Below are 20,255 nucleotides of genomic sequence, written 5' to 3' on the forward strand. Positions count from 1 at the left end.
ACAGGTTCTTGGTTAAAAACAACAAACAAATAAGGAAAAGATAGAATGGCTAAGGGGCAATCTTTGCAAGATCCGTTCCTGAACGCATTGCGTCGTGAACGTGTTCCGGTTTCTATTTATTTGGTCAATGGTATTAAGCTGCAAGGCCAGATTGAGTCTTTTGACCAGTTTGTCATCCTGTTGAAGAACACGGTGAGCCAGATGGTTTATAAGCACGCTATCTCTACCGTTGTTCCATCGCGCCCGGTATCGCACCACAGCAACACCCCGAGCAGCGGCGGCACCAGCAATTATCACCATGGTAACAACCCGTCTGCGCCGCAACAGCCGCAGCAGGAAAGCGATGACGCTGAATAAAGCGCGTTGCGAGTCAACCATGACGGGGAGCATAAGCAGCGCAGTGCTGTTTATGTCCCCCAAACTCGCGGTTTTGTTCCGTTTGAGAGGTTGCACGCTTGTTTGACCGTTATGAAGCCGGTGAGCAGGCCGTCCTGGTTCATATCTATTTCTCGCAAGACAAAGATACAGAAGATCTCAGTGAGTTCGAATCGCTGGTGTCCTCTGCGGGCGTTGAGGCTTTGCAAGTGGTTACTGGTAGCCGCAAAGCACCTCACCCAAAATACTTTGTCGGTGAAGGAAAGGCCGAAGAAATTGCAGATGCGGTGAAAGCCAGCGGCGCGTCTGTTGTCCTGTTTGATCACGCCCTTTCCGCAGCGCAGGAGAGAAATCTCGAACGCCTGTGTGAATGCCGGGTGATCGATCGCACCGGGTTGATTCTCGACATCTTTGCCCAGCGTGCCCGTACCCATGAAGGTAAGCTGCAGGTAGAGTTGGCGCAATTGCGTCATATTGCCACTCGTCTGGTTCGTGGTTGGACTCACCTTGAACGTCAGAAAGGGGGGATTGGCCTACGCGGGCCGGGGGAGACTCAGTTAGAAACTGACCGTCGTCTGCTACGCGATCGCATCAGTCTGATTCTGCGCCGCCTTGAGCGCGTAGAGAAGCAGCGCGATCAAGGGCGACGAGCGCGGACCCGTGCCGATGTGCCAACCGTATCGCTGGTGGGTTACACCAACGCAGGCAAATCAACCCTGTTTAACCGAATTACGTCTGCCGGAGTGTATGTGGCGGACCAGCTATTTGCCACCCTGGATCCTACCCTGCGGCGTATTGACGTGGCGGACGTAGGCGATACCGTGTTGGCGGATACCGTAGGCTTTATCCGGCACTTGCCGCACGATCTTGTTGCCGCGTTCAAAGCGACACTGCAAGAGACGCGCCAGGCCTCTCTGTTGTTACATGTGATCGACGCTGCGGATACCCGGGTGGATGAAAACATTGAAGCGGTGAACTCCGTGTTGGCAGAGATTGAGTCGGATGAGATCCCTACACTGTTAGTGATGAACAAAATAGATATGCTGGATGATTTTGTCCCGCGTATCGATCGCAACGAGGAAAATTTACCGATCCGAGTGTGGCTGTCCGCCGCCAGCGGTGAAGGTATCCCGTTGCTATTTCAGGCGTTGACGGAGCGCTTATCGGGGGAAATCGCGCATTTTGAGCTGCGCTTACCGCCACAGGCAGGCCGTCTTCGTAGCCGTTTCTACCAGCTTCAGGCGATCGAAAAAGAGTGGAATGAAGAGGACGGCAGTATCGGCGTGGTGGTGCGTATGCCGATCGTGGAGTGGCGTCGCCTCTGCAAGCAGGAACAGGAACTGATTAACTTTATCGTATGATCATATCCTGTTACATTTGTGTGCCCGCTCAATAGAAGAGTGGGCTAAGCATTAGCCTGAAGTACCCAATCACAGAATAATGGAGCTAAAACATGGCGTGGAATCAGCCCGGTAATAACGGACAGGACCGCGACCCGTGGGGGAGCAGCAATAATAATGGCGGCAACTCTGGCGGTAACAATAAAGGCGGTCGCGATCAAGGGCCACCGGATTTAGACGATATCTTCCGCAAGCTGAGCAAGAAATTGAGCAGCCTGACCGGCGGTGGCAAAGGCTCCAACGGCAATAACGGCGGTGGCACGGGGTCAATCGGGCCGGGATTCAGTGGCAAGATTGTCGGCATCGCTGCGGTTGCGGTGGTGGTGATCTGGGCCGCCAGCGGTTTCTATACCATCAAAGAAGCCGAGCGTGGTGTAGTCACTCGCTTTGGTAAATTCAGCCATCTGGTGCAGCCAGGTCTGAACTGGAAACCGACGTTTATCGATCAGGTTCGCCCGGTTAACGTGGAGTCGGTCCGTGACCTGTCCGCGTCCGGTGTGATGCTGACTTCCGATGAGAACGTGGTGCGTGTCGAGATGAACGTGCAGTACCGCGTTTCCGATCCGGCAGCCTATCTGTTCAGCGTAACCGATGCCAACGACAGCCTGAGACAGGCGACAGACAGCGCATTGCGTGGTGTTATCGGTAAATACACCATGGACAAGATCCTGACCGAAGGCCGTACCATCGTCCGTAGCGACACTCAGCGTGTACTGGAAGATACCATCCGTCCGTACAAAATGGGTATCACTCTGCTGGACGTCAACTTCCAGGCTGCACGTCCGCCGGAAGAGGTGAAAGCCGCGTTTGATGATGCGATCGCCGCACGTGAGAACGAGCAGCAATCCATTCGTGAAGCAGAAGCTTACGCCAACGAAGTCCAGCCGCGTGCCAACGGTGCTGCACAGCGCCTGCTGGAAAATGCGCGCGCCTACCAGGCCCAGACCGTTCTGGAAGCCCAGGGTGAGGTTGCTCGTTTCGCCAAGCTGTTGCCGGAGTACAAAGCCGCACCGGAAATTACCCGTGAGCGTCTGTACCTCGAAACCATGGAAAAAGTGCTGAGCCACACCCGTAAGGTGTTGGTGGCAGACAATAAAGGCAATAACAATCTGATGGTGCTGCCACTGGATCAGATGCTGCGCGGTGCCGGTAAGTCGGCAAGCGAAGGCAGCAAAGATGCCGGGCAGAACCTTCTCGCCCCTGCGCCAGCCTCGACTTCTTCATCGGAGGCGAGCACCAACAGTTCCAGCAGTGGTTCCATCATGGACCAACGCCGGGCTAATGCGCAGCGTAGCGACAACACACGCGTAGGGAGAGAATAATCAATGCGTAAGTCTTTCATAGTTATCCTCGCGGTGGTGTTGGTAGCCCTTTACGCCTCAATGTTTGTGGTTCAGGAAGGCGAGCGCGGCATCGTGCTGCGTTTCAGTAAAGTCCTGCGCGACAGCGAAAACAAACCGCTGGTTTATGCACCGGGTCTGCACTTCAAGATCCCGTTTATTGAAACCGTGAAAATGCTGGATGCTCGTATCCAGACCATGGACAACCAGGCCGATCGCTTCGTGACCAGCGAGAAGAAAGACCTGATCGTCGACTCCTACCTGAAATGGCGTATCAGTGATTTCAGCCGCTACTATCTGGCCACTGGTGGTGGTGACGTTTCTCAGGCGGAACTGCTGCTGAAACGCAAGTTTAACGACCGTCTGCGTTCCGAGATTGGCCGTTTGGATGTGCGTGATATCGTGACCGACTCCCGTGGCCGTCTGATGGCTGACGTGCGTGATGCGCTGAACACCGGTACCGTGGGTGACGGCGAAGAGGCCGCCGCTACCGAAGCCGATGACGCTATCGCTTCTGCCGCAGCCCGTGTTGAGCGTGAAACCACTGGCAAACAGCCAGCGGTTAACCCGAACAGCATGGCAGCACTGGGTATTGAAGTGGTCGACGTCCGTATCAAGCAGATCAACCTGCCTGCGGAAGTGTCCGACGCGATCTTCCAGCGCATGCGTGCAGAGCGTGAGGCGGTAGCCCGTCGTCACCGTTCACAAGGTAAGGAAGAAGCTGAGAAGCTCAAGGCTACTGCCGACTACGAAGTGACCCGTACCATCGCGGAAGCCGAACGTCAGGCACGTATTACCCGCGGTACGGGCGATGCGGAAGCAGCTAAACTGTTTGCCGATGCCTTCAGTCAGGATCCGGATTTCTATGCTTTCATCCGTAGCCTGCGTGCTTATGAAACCAGCTTCGGTGAAGGTAACCAGGACGTGTTGGTGCTGAGCCCGGACAGCGATTTCTTCCGCTACATGAAGTCGCCGGTTGCGACGCGCAACAGATAACGTCAGCATGATGACGATCCCCGATAGCTTTCAGGCCATGGTTTGAAACAGCTGGGGTAGAACCAAGGCCCGTTTAAACGCGGGCCTTTCTTTTTTTGGGGGAAGGATGAATTCGACAATCTGGCTGGCGCTTGGGTTGGTTTTGGTGCTGGAAGGGCTGGGGCCGATGCTGTTCCCACAGGCTTGGCGTAAAATGGTTCAGACAATGTCGCAACTACCCGATGCTACGCTGCGGCGTTTTGGTGGGGGATTAGTGGTTGCAGGCTGTGTGATCTACTACATGTTGCGTGCACACACGGGGGTTTAAAGTTTAGCCGAAAAAGTACGCAATCGTATGCTAAAAGTGCTGAAACTGAAGAATTAGGGTGGTAGAATCCATTTTTAAGCAACCTGGTGATTTTAAAATGGGTAAGAACGTCGTCGTACTGGGCACCCAATGGGGTGACGAAGGTAAGGGTAAGGTCGTAGACCTGCTGACTGAACGGGCTCAATATGTTGTGCGCTACCAAGGTGGCCATAACGCTGGCCACACTCTGGTTATCAACGGTGAAAAAACCGTTCTTCATTTAATTCCTTCAGGCATCCTGCGTGAAAACGTGACCAGCGTCATCGGCAACGGTGTGGTTCTGGCGCCAGACGCGTTGATGAAGGAAATGGGTGAACTCGAAGCGCGCGGCATCCCGGTACGCGAACGTCTGTTGCTGTCTGAAGCCTGCCCGCTGATCCTGCCTTATCACGTCGCTCTGGATAATGCGCGTGAGAAAGCGCGTGGCGCCAAAGCCATCGGCACCACCGGCCGTGGTATCGGCCCGGCTTACGAAGACAAAGTTGCCCGTCGCGGTCTGCGCGTGGGTGACCTGTTCGATAAAGCCACCTTCGCTACCAAGCTGAAAGACATCATCGATTACCATAACTTCCAACTGGTTAACTACTACAAAGTAGAAGCCGTCGATTACCAGGCCACCCTTGACTATGTGCTGTCGATTGCCGATATCCTGACCGGGATGGTAGTAGACGTCTCCGAACTGTTGGACGGTGCGCGCAAGCGTGGCGATCTGATCATGTTCGAAGGTGCACAGGGTACGCTGCTGGATATCGACCACGGTACTTATCCGTACGTGACTTCTTCCAACACCACCGCGGGTGGCGTAGCAACCGGTTCTGGCATTGGCCCACGTTACGTGGACTACGTGCTGGGCATCGTGAAAGCCTATTCTACCCGTGTAGGTGCAGGTCCGTTCCCAACCGAACTGTTCGACGAAACCGGCGAATACCTGTGCAAACAGGGTAATGAGTTTGGTGCTACCACTGGCCGTCGCCGTCGTACCGGCTGGCTGGATGCGGTTGCCGTTCGCCGTGCCGTGCAGATCAACTCCCTGTCTGGCTTCTGCCTGACCAAGCTGGACGTGCTGGACGGCCTGAAAGAAGTGAAGATCTGTGTGGGCTATCGCATGCCGGACGGCCGCGAAATGACCACCACGCCGCTGGCTGCTGAAGGTTGGGAAGGTATCGAGCCAATCTACGAAACCATGCCGGGCTGGAGCGAAACGACGTTTGGTGTGAAAGACTACAGCAAACTGCCACAGGCAGCGCTGAACTACATCAAACGCATCGAAGAGCTGACTGATGTACCGGTAGATATCATCTCTACTGGCCCAGACCGTAGCGAAACCATGATCCTGCGCGATCCGTTCGACGCATAATCTGTTTACCTACTGTCATCAAACAAACCGGGCCAAGTCCCGGTTTGTTTGCCTCATGTATCCTCCCCGATGGCGTTTTCACCTCACAAAATCCCTTCGTTGCTCCGGTTGAGAGTCACCTATGCGCTAAATAATTAGCTGCGAACTCTCCGGCTGGTTTATCATCCAATAAGATAGTAAAGAAAATCGCCGAAAATCGGCAGATACCCAGAGGTAAACGTGCAGTTAACAAGTTTTACTGACTATGGCCTACGGGCATTGATCTATATGGCATCATTGCCTGCGGACAAAATGACCAGCATCTCTGAGGTTACGGAGGTGTACGGGGTTTCCCGTAACCATATGGTAAAAATTATCAATCAGCTGAGCCGTGAAGGCTTTGTCACCGCCGTGCGGGGTAAAAACGGCGGTATACGCTTGGGTAAACCGGCTGAGAGCATCCGTATTGGCGACGTGGTGCGGGCGCTGGAGCCGCTTTCGTTAGTTAACTGCAGCAGCGATTTTTGTCATATCACCCCAGCCTGCCGTTTGAAGCAAGTGCTCCAGCAGGCGGTAAAGAATTTCCTTGAGGAGCTGGATAGTCACACATTGGCCGACATGGTCGAAGACAATTCACCGCTCTACAAGCTTTTGCTTGTCGAATAAAGCGTTACTGAGAAGACAAGGCTCAGCGACACCCTGCTGATGACAACGGAGGAACCTCAATGTCACAAGATCCATTCCTGGAACGAGAAGCAGAAAAATATGAATCCCCAATTCCTAGCCGCGAATTTATTCTGGCCCATTTAGCGAAACGTGAAACGCCGGCCAGCCGCGAAGAGTTGGGCAATGAACTGAACTTATCCGGCGAAGAAGCGCTGGAAGCCCTGCGCCGTCGCCTGCGTGCGATGGAACGTGATGGCCAGTTGGTCTTTACCCGCCGCCAGTGCTATGCCCTGCCGGAACGTCTGGACCTGGTGCGTGGCACGGTGATCGGCCACCGCGATGGCTTCGGCTTCTTGCGGGTTGAAGGGCGTAAAGACGACCTTTATCTCTCCGCCGAGCAAATGAAAATGGCCATCCACGGTGATGTGGTGTTGGCTCAACCGCTGGGCGAAGACCGCAAAGGCCGCCGCGAAGCGCGTATCGTGCGCGTCCTGGTGCCTAAAACCAGCCAGATTGTTGGTCGCTACTTCACCGATGCCGGTACCGGCTTCGTGGTGCCGGATGACGGCCGCCTGAGCTTCGATATTCTGATCCCTGCCGACTCGGTCAGCGGAGCGCGGATGGGCTTTATGGTGGTGGTCGAGCTGACCCAGCGCCCAACGCGCCGCACCAAAGCCGTGGGCAAAATCGTCGAGATCCTGGGCGATAAAATGGGCACCAGCATGGCGGTGGATATCGCATTGCGTACCCATGAGATCCCGCATACCTGGCCACCTCAGGTGGAGAAGCAGGTTGCCGACCTCAGTGAGCAGGTGCCGGAGGCCGCCAAGAAAGGGCGTGTGGATCTGCGTCACCTGCCGCTGGTCACCATTGATGGCGAAGATGCCCGCGATTTCGATGATGCCGTGTACTGCGAGAAGAAACGCGGTGGCGGCTGGCGCCTGTGGGTCGCGATTGCAGATGTCAGCTACTATGTGCGCCCTCGCACGGCGTTGGATGACGAAGCCCGTAGCCGTGGCACCTCAGTCTACTTCCCGTCGGAAGTGGTACCAATGCTGCCGGAAGTGCTTTCCAACGGCCTGTGCTCGCTCAACCCGCAGGTCGACCGCCTGTGTATGGTGAGTGAGATGACGATCTCCGCATCGGGCCGTCTGTCTTCGTTTAAATTCTACGAAGCGGTAATGAGCTCCCATGCGCGCTTAACCTACACCAAGGTCTGGCATATCTTGCAGGGCGATCAGGAGCTGCGCGAACAGTATCATCCGTTGGTCAAACACCTGCAGGAGCTGCATGCGCTGTATAAAGTGCTGGATCAGGCTCGTGCCGAACGCGGTGGTATCGCCTTCGAAACCGAAGAAGCCAAGTTTATCTTCAACGCCGAACGCCGTATTGAGCGCGTAGAGCCAACGGTACGTAATGACGCGCACAAACTGATCGAAGAGTGCATGATCATGGCGAACGTTGCTGCGGCACGCTTTGTTGAGAAGCATAACGAACCTGCGCTGTTCCGCGTGCACGATCGCCCAAGCGACGATCACATTTCCGCATTGCGCAGCGTGTTGAGCGAACTGGGCCTGACCCTGGGTGGAGGCCTGAAGCCGCAGCCAAAAGATTACGCCACTTTGATGGACGAAGTATCGGAACGCCCGGACCGCGAAATGCTGCAAACCATGCTGCTGCGTTCGATGAAACAGGCGATCTACGATCCGGAAAACCGTGGTCACTTCGGCCTGGCGTTGGCCTCTTATGGCCACTTTACTTCGCCGATCCGTCGTTACCCGGATCTGTCGTTGCATCGCGCCATCAAGTACGTGCTGGCGAAAGAGCAAGGTGAACAGAAAGAGCGTTGGACGCCAACCGGAGGCTGGCACAGCGATCTGGAAGAGATGCTGCAACTGGGTATGCACTGCTCGATGACCGAGCGCCGTGCCGATGAAGCTACGCGTAACGTGGCGGACTGGCTGAAGTGCGACTTTATGCAGGATCACGTCGGTGAAGTGTTTAGCGGCGTTATTGCCAGCGTCACCGGCTTTGGTTTCTTCGTCCGCCTGAGCGATCTGTTTATCGATGGTCTGGTACACGTGTCCACGCTGGATAACGATTACTATCGCTACGATAATATCGGCCAGCGTCTGATCGGCGAATCTTCCGGCATGGTTTATCGCCTGGGGGATACGGTGGAGATCCGCGTTGAGGCCGTGCATATGGACGAACGCAAGATCGACTTCGCCCTGGTTTCCAGCACCCGCAAACCGCGTGGTGAAGGCAAAACCGAGCGCGAACGTGCCAAGAATGGCGGCCAGCGTACGCTGCGCGACGGTGCCGGAGCGGGCCGTAGTCAGGCTCAACGTAAACGCCGTGGCGGCAAGACGCCTGCCAACTTTGAGCCAGACAGCGCCTTCCGTAAAAAAGAGGGGGCCAAGGCCAAACCCGCAGACAAGGTGAAGCCAGACCCGAAGGCGAAAGCGAAAACCGATCCGAAGGCGAAAGCCAAAAAAGCGTCTGACAAAACCAAAAAGATAGCGGCCGCGACCAAAGCCAAGCGTGCCAGCAAGAAGAAAGGTGCCGAGCAGGGTTAACCTGCCGCACGTTATTATCCCCGGCCGGGTCACCCCCGGCCGCACAGTTAAAAGAGCATCATGAGCGAAATTATCTACGGTATTCACGCTGTCAAAGCCCTGCTAGACAACGATCCACAACGTTTCCTGGAAGTGTTTATTCTCAAGGGGCGTGACGATCGTCGCTTGCAGCCTTTGATTGCCGAGCTGGAAGCGACCGGTATTGTGATCCAGGTGGCTAACCGCCAATGGCTGGATGAGAAGGTCGAAGGGGCCGTCCACCAGGGCATTATTGCGCGGGTGCGTGAAGGGCGGAAATATCAGGAGAACGATCTGCCTGGGCTGCTGGAAAGCGTTGAAACACCATTCCTGCTGGTGCTGGACGGCGTTACCGATCCCCATAACCTGGGGGCTTGTCTGCGTAGTGCCGATGCTGCCGGTGTCCATGCGGTGATCGTCCCACGCGATCGCTCAGCTCAACTGAACGCAACGGCGAAGAAAGTGGCCTGTGGTGCGGCCGAGAACGTCCCACTGATCACCGTCACCAACCTGGCTCGTACCCTGCGTTTGCTGCAAGAGATGAATATCTGGATCGTGGGCACGGCGGGTGAAGCCGACCACACGCTGTATCAAAGCAAAATGACCGGCCCGATGGCGCTGGTGATGGGCGCGGAAGGTGAAGGTATGCGTCGTTTGACCCGTGAACATTGCGACGAACTGATCAGCATTCCGATGGCCGGTACGGTTTCCTCGTTGAACGTCTCGGTAGCGACCGGTGTCTGTCTGTTTGAAGCGGTGCGCCAGCGCAGCTGATGATTTAATAGGGGTGAAACCTGTCACCCCTACCTCTAATCTCCTATCTTGTGATCCCGCCAGCGGCAGAAATCCGGCTAATGACCATAATTACCCCTGAAGCGTTAATCAGGGAGCAAGCTCATGGTCTGGACTACGCATACCGTCTTTAACCAACCCAAGCCCTTGGGGAACAGCAACCTTTTCCTGTCAGATACGCCGCTGCGTGAAGCGTTGCAGCGCGAGTTGGCGGGTTGGGATAGCGATGTTCTGGCCTCGCTTGGGCAACAGTTAGGCACACAGGAGTCACTGGAGTTGGGGCGGCTGGCCAATACCAACCCACCGGAGTTGCTGCGCTATGACGCCACCGGGCAACGCCTGGACGACGTGCGCTTTCATCCAGCCTGGCACATCCTGATGCAGGGGTTGGTCGCTAACCGGGTGCATAACCTGCCGTGGCAGGAAGATGCCCGTATTGGCTCCTTGGTGGCCCGTGCCGCCCGCTTTGTGTTGCATTCTCAGGTGGAGGCCGGTACGCTCTGCCCAATCACCATGACCTTTGGTGCTATCCCACTGCTACAGCGTACCCTGCCAAAAGAGTATCAATCCTGGTTATCCCCGTTACTTTCCGATCGTTATGATCCTCATCTGCTCCCTGGTGCACAAAAGCGCGGGCTGTTGATCGGTATGGGGATGACGGAAAAGCAGGGTGGCTCGGACGTGCTGAGTAATACCACCACCGCCGTACCGCTCGCCAGTCGAGGCAATGGAGAGGCCTATCGCCTGGTGGGCCATAAATGGTTCTTTTCGGTGCCGCAAAGCGATGCGCATCTTGTATTGGCACAGGCGGAGGGAGGGCTTTCCTGTTTCTTCCTGCCCCGGCTCCTGCCAGACGGTACCCGTAACGCCATCCGTCTGGAGCGGCTTAAAGACAAGCTGGGTAACCGTTCCAATGCCAGTAGCGAAGCCGAGTTTCAGGACGCAACGGCCTGGTTATTGGGCGATGAAGGGGATGGTGTCAGGCAAATCCTCAAGATGGGGGGGATGACCCGCTTCGATTGCGCTTTGGGTAGCCATGGGCTGATGCGCCGCGGCCTTTCGGTGGCGCTGTACCATGCTCTGCAACGGCAGGCGTTTGGTAAATGTCTTATTGAACAGCCGTTGATGCGGCAGGTGTTGGCCCGTATGGCATTACGGCTTGAGGGGCATATCGCTTTGCTGCTCCGTTTGGCGCGAGCCTGGGAAAGCCGGGGGGATGAAGGCGAAGTGGTCTACAGCCGCTTACTGACCCCGGCGGCAAAATACAGTATCTGTCATCAAGGCGCGGCATTTATCGGGGAAGCCATGGAGGTGCTGGGAGGGATCGGCTATTGCGAAGACAGCGAGCTGCCGCGTCTGTATCGAGAAGCACCGGTAAACAGCATTTGGGAAGGCTCGGGCAACATCATGTGCCTGGATGTGATGCGCAGCCTGCATAAGTTGCCTGGTGCGTTGGAGTTGCTGCAACAGGAGTTGCTACCGGTACGCGGGCAGAACCGGTTGTTCGATCGCGCCTGGAGGCAATGGCAACAGCGTATGCTCCAGCCGCGTGAAGAAATGGGGCGCTTGTTAACCCAGCAGTTATTCGATCTGTGCTGTGCCGCCCAACTGCTGCAGCATGCCAGCCCGCCAATTGGGGAAGCCTGGTGCCACTTAACGCTGGATTATCGTGGAGATAGAGTGCTGCCTGTTGAGGTGTGCGATACGCTGCTCCAGCGGGCTATGGGGGGATAAACAGGAACTCGTCGCTTATAGTCTAGAGGGAAATGCCATCAGATAATAGGCTGATGGCATTGGATGTATAATTTCCTGCCTGACTTCAGCTCGAGTGATTAATTATAGAAATATCCCGCATGATATTAATTTCGTGTGAGCGCCCAAGATGTATTCTGCTGTAATTTTAAGGATGATTCTCGTTAATGCATGGGATATACCCTTTTTTGGGTTCTGCTTAACTAATTGGCTGAGTGGGTAACGGGTTGTATGTTACATTTTTAATGTAATGGAGATTAAGCACGGCTCGTGAGTGCCAATCTGCGCTAATTATTTATTTGGGAAAGTCTTTTTTATGGCGGCTTGTTCAGGTCAATCCACTGGCTTTCCTATTTTTTAAAAGGAATTAACAGCATGACATATAGTTATCATTCATCCACAACCGATTTATCGGCACGTAAAGAAAAGAGCAATTCATCTTTGCGGATGACCCTTTCGCCACTCTACTTTGCCGGGCTGCTGGCTTTTGGCTGCGTTTCCGTGGCTAATGCGGCAATCGTTGCCGATGCCGGGCAGGCCTCTAGCCCTGCGGTTAATGCCGGGGCGAATGGTTCGACCGTGGTGAATATCAACGCTGCGGGTAAAGGAGGTGTTTCACATAATATCTTCAACCAGTTCAATGTTGATAAAAACGGCGTTGTGCTGAATAACAGCGTCGACGGGGCGAATAGCCAACTGGCGGGGAGTCTTGCGGGTAATGCGAATTTAAGCGGTGGGGCAGCCTCGGTGATCCTTAATGAGGTCAACTCTAATCGGGCCAGCGTGTTAAATGGCATGGTGGAGGTTGCAGGCCAGCAGGCTCAGGTCATTATTGCCAACCCGGCAGGTATTACCTGTAGCGGATGCGGGTTTATTAATGCTGGCAGAGCAACGCTGACCACCGGTACTGCCCAGATTGTCGATGGTGCCATACAGGGATATAAAACGGAGAAGGGCAGCATTGTTATTAATGGCAATGGCCTGAACAGCGGCGACAGTAATTATACCGATCTGATTGCCCGTTCGGTGGCGATTAATGCCGGTGTCTGGGCCAAGGATTTGAAAGTGACCACTGGCCGTAATAACGTCAATGCGGACAATACCCAGGCGACTGCGCTGGCCTCGGCGTTGGGCAGACCTGGTGTCGGGATTGACGTTGCTGCTTTGGGGGGGATGTATGCCGGCAAGATCACCCTGGTGGGGACAGAAAGCGGAGTGGGCGTTCGTAATGCCGGTACCATCGCGGCTTCCACCTCAGACCTGGTGATGGACGTTAATGGTGTGCTGGATAACCGTTCAGGGACCCTATCCGCCGCACACGCCAACAAACTGAACACCGCAGGCACTATTAATAATACCAGGGGGAAAATCACCGGAGGGAACGGCGGTATCACTATCGATACCCATAAAAACCGCCTTACCAATACCAACGGCAACATAGCCGCCATCGGCTCTGTGAGCATCAATAGTGGGCAATTGAACAATACCAACGGTAGGGTGCAATCCAGTTCACAGGTCACTATCGATACCCATGGGCAGTTGCTGACCAATACTGGCCGCAATAACGATACCGGCATTTACAGCACCTTGGGTATGACCCTGAAAACGGGTCAGTTGAACAATAACAATGGCTTGATCACCACCAGTGGTAACTCCACTATCATCAGCGGTGCGCTGGATAACCGTAATGGGCAGATTTTTGCCTTTGGCTCTTCGTTGTCCGATCTGTCGATGACCGTTGGCGGCACGCTTGATAACCGTGGCGGCGAAATAGCGGCTCAACATCACGTCAATCTGTCTACCAGCAGTACGTTGAACAATAGCGCTAACGGCAAAATGAGCGCGGGTGACGATTTTAAGCTGACGACAAACAAAGCTGCGCTCAATAACACCAACGGCTTGATTGAGTCGGCTGGAGCGTTGGATATCAACAGTGGGCTACTGACCAATAGAACCGGTAGTCTGCAAGCGACCAAGATGCTGAACGTAAACACCAATGGCAGTAACCTGCTTAACGAGAGTGGGCAGATCTCTGCAATGGGGGATATCCAGCTCGCCAATATCAACGCCATGGACAACCGGGATGGTAGTGTTAGCGGTGAGGGTAAGCTGCTGCTGCGAGCAAACAGCCTGGATAACCGCACGGGTGGGTTAACCCTGGACAAGGGCAATGACGTTCGCGTCAACAATGCCCTTAATAACAACTATGGCGTGATCCGTAGCGCGCTGGGTAGCACAGAGGTGTACGCCAGCACGGTCAACAACAATGCGGGCTTGTTGGCGGGGCAGGAAGTTCATGTGCATACCGACACATTGCGCAATGACGAAGGTCTGATTTTTGCCGATAAGACGGCAGAAATAAAGGCGGTGACTCTCTATAACCGTAATGGTGAGAATTTTGGTCGAGTGATGGGCGTGCATATCGATATGCCGGAAGATACCCAGGGGGGCATTATCAGCATGGGCGTTCTGAGCATAGCCGGTAACCGAGTGTACAACAGTCGGGGTCTGATTGCTGCCAGCGGCGGCAACTTGAACATGCAGTATGCTGGCAACGTGGATAACAACCGTGGCACCCTTTCAAGTGTGGCTTCTCTGTCACTGCTGGCTAACCGCCTGGATAACGGCAATGGCACGATTTCTTCTACAGGTAGCAGTAGCGTAGAAGTAACTTCAGCCTTTACCAACAGCGGCTTGGTCCACGGTAAAGAGGGGCTGGGTATTCGCGTCAACGGGGCATTGACCAACAGCGGTCAATTATGGTCCGACAAGGTCACCACGATCAACAGCCAGAATCTTACTAACCGGCGTGGCGCGGTGATCGGCGGCCTGGAAGGTGTGAAACTGAACCTGACGGGCAGATACACCAATAACGGTGATGTCACTGGGCCGGTAATCAAAGAGTAATCGCGAAAATCTCTTCTAGGGGTGCCTATTCAGGCACCCGTTTTACTTATCTCTCAGAGCCAGCGCTACCGATAAAGTATCGCCTGTGAATACCACTGGCCCGGCACGATGGTTTCGCTGTTCATGATGATCATGTAATAGCGTGCCCCGCTGGCGTTAGCTTTGCGCTGGATCTCGGCTTCCACGTTCATCGGGCTGCCATGCACCAGCGCGCTGATCGTTCCCATTTTCTCCAGCTCGGTGGTTTGGGCGCGGGTGATCTCCTGTGCCTGAGCGGTAGGCGGTGGCGGGGGTTTGGGCGTGGTTTTAAATACGCTGCATCCAGAGAGCAAGCCAAACAGCAATAGGGTGATCAACGTGCGGGAAAGATCCATGCTGGCCTCATTACTCTTTCGCATAGAGTAGAATAGGTTGGACTAAGGTTTCGGTCCGATTTTTGCCATCATAGAGAAGATTAGCCACAGGGGGAATACATGATCGAGATCCATGATGAGCGGGTGGGTGACGTTGCGGTGATCCATGCGGTACCGGCCGGGCGCTATGAACAGCCGTTACCCACGATCTTTTTCTATCACGGCTATACCTCATCGAAAGAGGTGTACGCCTATTTTGCCTATGCGCTGGCCAAGGTCGGTTTCCGTGTGGTGCTGCCCGATTGTGCGATGCACGGAGAGCGGTTTGATGGTGATGAAGCACGGCGGCGGGCGCATTTCTGGGAAATCTTCAAAAGTAACGTCGATGAGTTACCCGCGCTCAAAACGCACTTTGAGCAGCGTGGGCTAATTGCCGGGGATCGTATTGGCGCGGCGGGCGCTTCTATGGGGGGCATGACCACTTTGGGTGCCTTTATCCGTTACCCTTGGGTGAAAGCGGCCGCCAGCCTGATGGGGTCGGGCTACTTTACCTCGCTGGCGCAGACGCTGTATCCGCCATTGGATGCGCAGGGCCAGCCGCTGGAGCCGTCCGCGCTCAAGGCACGCCTTGCGCCCTTGGCCTCTTATGAGGTTGAACAGCATTGGGAGAGTTTTGCCGGGCGGCCACTGATGCTATGGCATGGTGAAACCGATGATGTGGTGCCAGCGCTGGAGAGTGAGCGCTTGGCCGGTGAGTTACGCCAGCGCGGCCTGGATCGGGGGTTGACCTATCTCACTGAAGCGGAGGTACGCCATCGCATTACTCCTGGGGCGTTGAACGCGACCGCCGCTTTCTTCAGGGATTCATTGTAAAAAGCCCCCGAGGGAGGGGGCCAAGGCATGGCTGTTATTGATTGACCGCCTCTTGGTGCGGCTGGGTTCCCTGGCGCTGCATTTTCGGTTAGCGATAAAGCTCTGCGCTGACGTGGATAGACGCGGTGCTGCCTGGCTCATGTAGCGCAACAATCCGGTAAGCTGTGGCGCCACGTTGATCGGCAATCTTGTTGATTTGTGACGTCGCGTCGTCGGGTGAAACCACCTCCTGAGTCAGGCTGACGAAGCCAATGCTTTGCCGTTCTGCGGCCTGATGAGCGGTGATTTCAGTGGCGGCCATAGCGTTGGCGGAAAGCAGCAACGCGATAGCGGTAGCGATGGTGATACGTTTCATAGGTGCCTCTCTTAACTCTTTGCTACAGCGGCGTGTCACTTGGCCCGCCGCCGATATACTGCTCATTAAGCAAAAAGTTATTTATCAGTATTGAATAACTGCAACCCTTTATCGCTGCGCTTTCTGCGACGGATAATTTAACTTTAGTCCGATAGTCAGGATTAAAAAGGGGGAGATTTTGATGGCCTTATTCAAAAAAAATGATAATGATTTCCAGTGGGCTGATGATTTTGTTGCAGGATTTTTAAAACCTATGGATCGACGTACATCGCTTTCTCTGCCAGCAAATCGTGCTATTTCTCGTGGCTTTACGTATAAACCTCAATAAATCCTACTCAGTCCTTGAGTTCCCCCCCTTGCGCCGGTATGATTACGCGTCATTTTTCAGCCGCACACATACACACGTTCCTTGCTTCCATGGGCCGCGGTTGACCCTGACAGGAGGCTGAATAATCCGTAAGGAGCAATTCGATGCGTCATTACGAAATCGTTTTTATGGTCCATCCTGACCAAAGCGAACAGGTTCCGGGCATGATCGAGCGTTACAGTGCTACCATCACTAACGCGCAAGGTCAGATTCACCGTCTGGAAGACTGGGGCCGCCGTCAACTGGCTTACCCGATCAATAAACTGCACAAAGCCCACTACGTTCTGCTGAACGTTGAAGCTCCGCAGGAAGCGATCGATGAGCTGGAAACTAACTTCCGCTTCAACGACGCCGTTATCCGTAGCATGGTTATGCGCGTTAAGCACGCGGTAACTGAAGCATCTCCGATGGTTAAAGCGAAAGACGAACGTCGTGGCGATCGCCGCGAAGACTTCGCTAACGAAACCGCAGATGATGCAGATGCTGGGGATTCTGAAGAGTAATTGCTGTCGTGACGGCTAATCGTCTGGTGTTGTCTGGCACAGTGTGCAAGACGCCGGTGCGAAAAGTGAGTCCTTCCGGGATACCCCACTGCCAATTTGTGCTTGAGCACCGATCGTCGCAGATGGAAGCCGGATTCAGCAGGCAAGCATGGTGCCGAATGCCCGTGGTTGTCAGCGGACAACAGTCACAAGCTTTAACTCAAAGATTAACGGTCGGCAGTCAGGTTACCGTTCAAGGCTTCGTTAGCTGCCATCAAGGGCGCAACGGGCTGAACAAATTGGTCCTGCATGCCGAGCAGATTGAATTGATAGATTCTGGAGACTAGCCAAATGGCACGTTATTTCCGTCGTCGCAAGTTCTGCCGTTTCACCGCGGAAGGCGTTCAAGAGATTGACTATAAAGACATCGCTACGCTGAAAAACTACATCACTGAAAGTGGTAAAATTGTCCCGAGCCGTATCACCGGTACTCGTGCAAAATATCAGCGCCAGCTGGCCCGTGCTATCAAGCGCGCGCGCTACCTGTCTTTGTTGCCGTACACTGATCGTCATCAGTAATCGGCCACTGTCCATTAACGACTTTGAGAGGATAAGGTAATGCAAGTTATTCTGCTTGATAAAGTAGCAAACCTGGGCAGCCTGGGTGATCAGGTTAACGTTAAAGCGGGTTATGCCCGTAACTTCCTGGTACCACAGGGCAAAGCTGTTCCTGCTACCAAGAAAAACGTAGAGTTCTTCGAAGCACGCCGTGCTGAACTGGAAGCCAAACTGGCTGACGTTCTGGCTGCTGCTGAAGCTCGCGCAACCAAGATCAACGAACTGGGTTCAGTCACCATCGCGTCTAAATCAGGCGACGAAGGTAAACTGTTCGGCTCTATCGGCACCCGCGACATCGCTGACGCAGTCACTGCGGCAGGCGTTGAAGTTGCCAAGAGCGAAGTTCGTCTGCCGAACGGCGTTCTGCGTACCACTGGTGAGCACGAAGTGCACTTCCAGGTACACAGCGACGTGTTCGCACAGCTGAATGTAGTTGTGGTTGCTGAAGCTTAATCGGCTTTAGTACACCAAGTTAAAACGCCAGCCTAGTGCTGGCGTTTTGCTTTTCAGCGCCGGGTAAAACGCGCTACTCTGAGGCCATCTGTTGGCAAGGAGAGGCGAAAATGGCAGAAATTATCTTACAGCGAGTCTACGATTTCAGCGGCCCGGCACCGGAGCACTGCTATCTGACCGACCGGCTATGGCCACGTGGTGTGAGTAAGGAGAGATTGCAGGGCGTCATCTGGCTTAAGCAGGTGGCACCGGATACGGCGTTACGCCAGTGGTTTCATCAGCATACCGACCAGTGGGATGAGTTTGTTGCGCTTTATCGCCAACAGCTGGTCGCCAATGAGGCCTGGCAGCCGCTGGTGGCGTTGTTAAAGCAAGGTGAGCCGTTGACCCTGCTGTATGGCAGCAAGGACACACAGCACAACCAGGGGGTTGTACTGCGTGATTTTCTGCTGGATCAGCTTAAAGATTAGAGAACACGCAGGTAGCTGCCATCGCTCTGGCGGCGGAACAGGGCTTCACTGTTATCCACGGTGGTGACGGAGAGCGCGGTGATCACGCCGTTAGCATTACGTTCGATACGCACTTCTTGCCCGGCCTTCAGATTGCTGAGCGGCTTATCGTTCCCCTCAACCCGCGCCATGGCAAACACCTCGTTCACCGGCAGGTTGTTGTCACGGAACAGCTGCGCCAGAGTTTGGCCAGCCTGGATCTGATAACGCTGCCAGTTATCACTTTCGCCTGCCGTTTGCTGACTATCGTTTTGCAATTGAGCCTGCAAAGGGATCTGGTTTTCCTGGCTGGTGACCGGGAACGGGCGCGCGTTATCGTCGGAATACGGCCAAAGCAGCGACAGCAGCAGGATAGCACCAAAAATAATTACCCAACGGCGGTGAAAATAGGGCAGCGGTTCCATCCAGTGGAGGCTGTCCGGCAGGTGCCATACTTTCAGCAGCAATGCTTTGAGCCTTTGAACCTTACCGCTTTGTTGTGGCGGTGGTGAGTCCGGCTCATCGGTGGTTGCTGGCGTTTCCGGTGCCGGGCCAGGCTTCAGGCGTTGGCTCAGGTTCAGCCAGGTGCGCAGCAATGGCTGGTAGACACGGGTGGTTTTCCTTCTCCTGGGCGCGATTCTGCCCATGGTGACCTCTCTTCAACTGCGTAAATTTGTCACTTTACAAAAAGTGTATCGCTGACCCCAGTATACCCTATGGTTTCAAACCACAGTGCACTTGTGCACCTTGAGGGCCGAATAGTCTCTGTACTGCGCCACTTCGGTGCCGGCCTTGAGCCGTACTGGGTCTAATCGCTAACTGTTTGAAACGATTGGTAGCCGAGAGAATAATGACACCAAACGTTAACAGTAGGTTATTGTTTCTTTTTCTACGACAAAAGTCATCATTCTCCACACAAGATTTTACCCGGCTTTGCCGCGCTGTTATGCTGCGCTTTCGACTTTTTACAGACTAAAGGAAAACCCCATGACAACCCCTTCTTTTGATAGCGTTGAAGCTCAAGCAAGTTACGGGATTGGTTTACAGGTCGGTCAGCAACTGCAAGAGTCCGGCCTGCAAGGTTTACAACCAGAAGCTCTGCTGGCTGGCCTGCGTGACGCGCTGGAAGGGAATGCCCCGGCGGTTCCGGTAGATGTGGTTCATCGTGCGCTGCGCGAAATCCACGAACGTGCGGATGCTGTACGCCTTGAGCGCCAGCAGGCGATGGCCGTTGAAGGCCAGAAGTTCCTGGAAGATAACGCCAAGCGTGATGAAGTGACGCTGACCGAGTCTGGCCTGCAGTTCTCCGTGCTGGAGCAGGGCAATGGCCCAATCCCATCTCGGCAGGATCGCGTGCGCGTGCATTACACCGGCCGCCTGATCAACGGTGATGTGTTCGATAGCTCCGTTGAACGTGGTCAACCTGCCGAGTTCCCGGTCAGCGGTGTGATCCCTGGCTGGATCGAAGCCCTGACGTTGATGCCGGTTGGCTCCAAGTGGCAGCTGTATATCCCTCACAACCTGGCCTATGGCGAGCGTGGGGCAGGCGCATCCATCCCGCCATTCAGCGCGCTGGTGTTTGACGTTGAGTTGCTCGAAATTCTGTAATCCGCGTTATGTTCCCTCTCCCTTTGGGAGTGTACAGACCGGGGACATCATGAACACTTGTTCGGGGACATGGTAGACACTTACAACATAGGTATGAGTACTTCTGAGTGGAGTTGCTTATGCCGTGGGATGAGAGATCTGCCATGTCATT

22 protein-coding genes are annotated in these 20,255 nt (G+C 54.6%); 19 read left to right on the plus strand and 3 right to left on the minus strand.

Annotation, left to right across the window (positions count from 1 at the left end; translation table 11 throughout):
- The first annotated feature begins 45 nt into the window (after positions 1 to 45).
- The 11 genes from hfq (at position 46) to ACMV5H_RS22385 (ending at position 14,507) form a co-directional block, all read left to right on the plus strand.
- On the plus strand, positions 46 to 357 hold the full coding sequence (gene hfq / locus ACMV5H_RS22335; RefSeq protein WP_021179001.1) for an RNA chaperone Hfq: 312 nt from the start codon (positions 46 to 48) through the stop codon (positions 355 to 357).
- Between the two features lie 98 nt (positions 358 to 455).
- The gene (hflX, locus tag ACMV5H_RS22340; RefSeq protein WP_021807555.1) at positions 456 to 1,736 is read left to right on the plus strand and encodes a ribosome rescue GTPase HflX; all 1,281 of its coding nucleotides are present in this window, start codon (positions 456 to 458) and stop codon (positions 1,734 to 1,736) included.
- 92 nt (positions 1,737 to 1,828) lie between these two features.
- Positions 1,829 to 3,097 (plus strand): FtsH protease activity modulator HflK, encoded by a 1,269-nt coding sequence (gene hflK, locus ACMV5H_RS22345; protein WP_115159456.1) that lies wholly within the window; start codon positions 1,829 to 1,831, stop codon positions 3,095 to 3,097.
- A 3-nt stretch (positions 3,098 to 3,100) separates the two neighbouring features.
- A complete protein-coding gene (hflC, locus tag ACMV5H_RS22350; RefSeq protein ID WP_115159457.1) occupies positions 3,101 to 4,111 on the plus strand; it encodes a protease modulator HflC in 1,011 nt (336 codons plus the stop codon).
- Between the two features lie 106 nt (positions 4,112 to 4,217).
- A complete protein-coding gene (locus ACMV5H_RS22355; protein WP_021179005.1) occupies positions 4,218 to 4,418 on the plus strand; it encodes a DUF2065 domain-containing protein in 201 nt (66 codons plus the stop codon).
- A gap of 97 nt (positions 4,419 to 4,515) precedes the next feature.
- Positions 4,516 to 5,814: an adenylosuccinate synthase gene (locus ACMV5H_RS22360; RefSeq protein ID WP_115159458.1), complete on the plus strand. Its 1,299-nt coding sequence runs from the start codon at positions 4,516 to 4,518 to the stop codon at positions 5,812 to 5,814.
- Positions 5,815 to 6,033: 219 nt separating this feature from the next.
- Entirely contained in the window at positions 6,034 to 6,459 is a 426-nt protein-coding gene (nsrR, locus tag ACMV5H_RS22365) for a nitric oxide-sensing transcriptional repressor NsrR (RefSeq protein WP_024483339.1), read from the plus strand.
- Between the two features lie 59 nt (positions 6,460 to 6,518).
- Positions 6,519 to 9,038: a ribonuclease R gene (rnr, locus tag ACMV5H_RS22370; protein WP_414822493.1), complete on the plus strand. Its 2,520-nt coding sequence runs from the start codon at positions 6,519 to 6,521 to the stop codon at positions 9,036 to 9,038.
- Between the two features lie 60 nt (positions 9,039 to 9,098).
- Positions 9,099 to 9,830, plus strand: coding sequence for a 23S rRNA (guanosine(2251)-2'-O)-methyltransferase RlmB (rlmB, locus tag ACMV5H_RS22375; protein ID WP_021179009.1), 732 nt, complete (start codon positions 9,099 to 9,101; stop codon positions 9,828 to 9,830).
- Positions 9,831 to 9,953: 123 nt separating this feature from the next.
- Complete coding sequence (locus ACMV5H_RS22380) at positions 9,954 to 11,582, plus strand: isovaleryl-CoA dehydrogenase (RefSeq protein WP_414822494.1); 1,629 nt, start codon at positions 9,954 to 9,956, stop codon at positions 11,580 to 11,582.
- 393 nt (positions 11,583 to 11,975) lie between these two features.
- Positions 11,976 to 14,507 carry a filamentous hemagglutinin N-terminal domain-containing protein gene (locus ACMV5H_RS22385; protein ID WP_414822495.1) on the plus strand — a complete coding sequence of 844 codons (2,532 nt, stop codon included), beginning with the start codon at positions 11,976 to 11,978 and terminating at the stop codon, positions 14,505 to 14,507.
- Positions 14,508 to 14,572: 65 nt separating this feature from the next.
- Here the strand turns inward: ACMV5H_RS22385 and bsmA are convergent, their stop codons facing one another.
- Positions 14,573 to 14,881, minus strand: coding sequence for a biofilm peroxide resistance protein BsmA (gene bsmA / locus ACMV5H_RS22390; protein WP_115159461.1), 309 nt, complete (start codon positions 14,879 to 14,881; stop codon positions 14,573 to 14,575).
- Between the two features lie 99 nt (positions 14,882 to 14,980).
- On the opposite strand from bsmA, the gene yjfP reads away from it, so the two are divergent.
- The gene (gene yjfP / locus ACMV5H_RS22395) at positions 14,981 to 15,733 is read left to right on the plus strand and encodes an esterase (protein WP_414822496.1); all 753 of its coding nucleotides are present in this window, start codon (positions 14,981 to 14,983) and stop codon (positions 15,731 to 15,733) included.
- An 88-nt stretch (positions 15,734 to 15,821) separates the two neighbouring features.
- Here the strand turns inward: yjfP and ACMV5H_RS22400 are convergent, their stop codons facing one another.
- Positions 15,822 to 16,088, minus strand: a complete 267-nt coding sequence (locus ACMV5H_RS22400) for a DUF1471 domain-containing protein (protein WP_115159463.1) — start codon at positions 16,086 to 16,088, stop codon at positions 15,822 to 15,824.
- A gap of 181 nt (positions 16,089 to 16,269) precedes the next feature.
- Between ACMV5H_RS22400 and ACMV5H_RS22405 the strand changes: the two genes are divergently transcribed.
- From ACMV5H_RS22405 to ACMV5H_RS22430, 6 genes are all read left to right on the plus strand, one after another.
- Positions 16,270 to 16,416, plus strand: coding sequence for a hypothetical protein (locus ACMV5H_RS22405; RefSeq protein WP_179248722.1), 147 nt, complete (start codon positions 16,270 to 16,272; stop codon positions 16,414 to 16,416).
- Positions 16,417 to 16,559: 143 nt separating this feature from the next.
- Positions 16,560 to 16,958: a 30S ribosomal protein S6 gene (gene rpsF, locus ACMV5H_RS22410; protein WP_004933634.1), complete on the plus strand. Its 399-nt coding sequence runs from the start codon at positions 16,560 to 16,562 to the stop codon at positions 16,956 to 16,958.
- A gap of 8 nt (positions 16,959 to 16,966) precedes the next feature.
- Positions 16,967 to 17,284, plus strand: coding sequence for a primosomal replication protein N (gene priB / locus ACMV5H_RS22415; RefSeq protein WP_065684090.1), 318 nt, complete (start codon positions 16,967 to 16,969; stop codon positions 17,282 to 17,284).
- Positions 17,285 to 17,288: 4 nt separating this feature from the next.
- On the plus strand, positions 17,289 to 17,516 hold the full coding sequence (gene rpsR / locus ACMV5H_RS22420; RefSeq protein WP_000135199.1) for a 30S ribosomal protein S18: 228 nt from the start codon (positions 17,289 to 17,291) through the stop codon (positions 17,514 to 17,516).
- Between the two features lie 39 nt (positions 17,517 to 17,555).
- The gene (gene rplI / locus ACMV5H_RS22425) at positions 17,556 to 18,008 is read left to right on the plus strand and encodes a 50S ribosomal protein L9 (RefSeq protein ID WP_004933629.1); all 453 of its coding nucleotides are present in this window, start codon (positions 17,556 to 17,558) and stop codon (positions 18,006 to 18,008) included.
- A gap of 110 nt (positions 18,009 to 18,118) precedes the next feature.
- On the plus strand, positions 18,119 to 18,478 hold the full coding sequence (locus tag ACMV5H_RS22430) for a DUF488 domain-containing protein (protein ID WP_021807544.1): 360 nt from the start codon (positions 18,119 to 18,121) through the stop codon (positions 18,476 to 18,478).
- Here the strand turns inward: ACMV5H_RS22430 and ACMV5H_RS22435 are convergent.
- Positions 18,475 to 19,143, minus strand: a complete 669-nt coding sequence (locus ACMV5H_RS22435) for an OapA family protein (protein WP_414822497.1) — start codon at positions 19,141 to 19,143, stop codon at positions 18,475 to 18,477. The genes ACMV5H_RS22430 and ACMV5H_RS22435 overlap by 4 nt on opposite strands.
- A gap of 340 nt (positions 19,144 to 19,483) precedes the next feature.
- On the opposite strand from ACMV5H_RS22435, the gene ACMV5H_RS22440 reads away from it, so the two are divergent.
- Positions 19,484 to 20,104, plus strand: coding sequence for a peptidylprolyl isomerase (locus tag ACMV5H_RS22440; RefSeq protein WP_021179017.1), 621 nt, complete (start codon positions 19,484 to 19,486; stop codon positions 20,102 to 20,104).
- Positions 20,105 to 20,255: the final 151 nt, after the last annotated feature.

It is taken from the genome of Serratia sp. N21D137, from assembly GCF_047530005.1.
Taxonomy (GTDB): Bacteria; Pseudomonadota; Gammaproteobacteria; order Enterobacterales; family Enterobacteriaceae; genus Chania; species Chania fonticola_B.